The sequence below is a fragment of the Frankia gtarii genome, assembly GCF_025403375.1.
Classification (GTDB): Bacteria; Actinomycetota; Actinomycetes; order Frankiales; family Frankiaceae; genus Frankia; species Frankia gtarii.
The window spans coordinates 1-922 of sequence record NZ_JAMPTM010000573.1; the positions used below are offsets into that span (position 1 = coordinate 1).

1 protein-coding gene is annotated in these 922 nt (G+C 72.8%); it reads left to right on the top strand.

The window, feature by feature from the left end; all coding sequences use genetic code 11:
- Window positions 1-922, top strand: a 922-nt coding sequence (locus NBZ83_RS32360; RefSeq protein ID WP_261576540.1) for an SAM-dependent methyltransferase, incomplete at both ends; no start/stop codon positions are given.

A 922-nucleotide genomic window follows, 5' to 3' on the forward strand; every position in this document is an offset into this window, starting at 1 on the left:
GCCGCAGGAGGCGCGGCTGCACGGGCGACGCCACAGTCGCCACCGCGACGCCGCGGCGATCTCCCATCACTACGACGTGTCCAACGCGTTCTACCGGCTGCTCCTCGGCCCGACGATGACCTACTCCTGCGGGGTGTGGGAGTCACCGACGGCCGGGCTCGATGCCGCCCAGACCGCCAAGCACGAGCTGGTCTGCCGCAAACTCGGGCTGCGTCCCGGCGAGCGGCTGCTCGACGTCGGCTGCGGATGGGGCAGCATGCTCATCCACGCCGCCCGCCATCATGGCGTCCGCGGCGTGGGGGTGACGATCTCGGTGGAGCAGGCGGCGCAGGCTCGCCGCCGGATCGCCGAGGCCGGCCTCACCGACGCCGTCGAGATCCGCCTGCAGGACTACCGGGAGATCCCCGACGGCCCCTTCGACGCGATCAGCTCCGTCGGCATGGTCGAGCACGTCGGACGGGCGATGCTACCGACCTACTTCGCCAACCTGTACTCGCTGCTGCGCCCCGGCGGGCGGCTGCTCAACCACGGCATCTCCTCCCCCGGCGACCCGGCCGGGGCCTACCGCTACCAGCCCCACCTCGGTCCGATCCCCCTGCCCAAGGGCCGCGACTTCCTGCGCCGCTATGTCTTCCCGGACGGCGAACTGCACGAGATCGGCCTGATGACCACGCTGACGCAGGCCGCCGGGTTCGAGGTCCGCCACGTCGAGAACCTGCGCGAGCACTACGCCCTGACCCTGCGGGCCTGGGTGCGCCGGCTGGAGGAGAACTGGGACGCCGCCGTCGCGCAGGTCGGCGCCGGACGGGCCCGGGTGTGGCGGCTGTACATGGCCGGCTCCGCGCTCAGCTTCGAGGGCGGCCAGTCCCAGATCCACCAGACCCTGGCGGTGCGCCCCGACGCCGGTCGCTCCGGTCAGCCC